Raw genomic sequence first — 497 nt, forward strand, 5'->3', positions numbered from 1 at the left:
ACAGCAACGTTCACAATCAATTATAACTAATTGGACTTTAAGGTTTAAACGGACTTAAACCTTATTCCTGTATTACTGGGTGATAATATGAAACGCTTAATTTGTTTTTTTATGTCTTTATTCTTATTTATGCAAACAGCTAACGCGGGTGTGATTATTGGCGGTACTCGCGTTATTTATAATGAAGGGAATAAAGATGTCAGTATTAGTGTCGAAAACCCCGATAAAATTCCTTATTTAATTCAATCGTGGATTGATGGTATCGACGAGAAAAAACAATCAGATTTTACTATTACACCGCCATTATTTAGGTTAAATGCTGATAAAACCAATGCACTGCGTATCTTTTTAACGGCAAATACCTTACCCAAAGATAAAGAGTCTTTATTTTGGCTGAATATTAAAACCATTCCTGCCACCGAACGCACAGAAAACTCGTTGCAGATTGCCTTTAAAACACAAATGAAATTGATTTACCGCCCCTCAGCAATTAAAGA

At 34.4% G+C, this 497-nt stretch carries 1 protein-coding gene; it reads left to right on the forward strand.

The genetic code is table 11. The annotated features are described in order from the left end of the window. Positions 1 to 87: 87 nt before the first annotated feature. Positions 88 to 497: fimbrial biogenesis chaperone (locus AC4IFO_RS23050; RefSeq protein ID WP_490737861.1), on the forward strand; the 410-nt coding region annotated here is incomplete at its 3' end.

It is taken from the genome of Providencia sp. UF-224 (assembly GCF_058245955.1).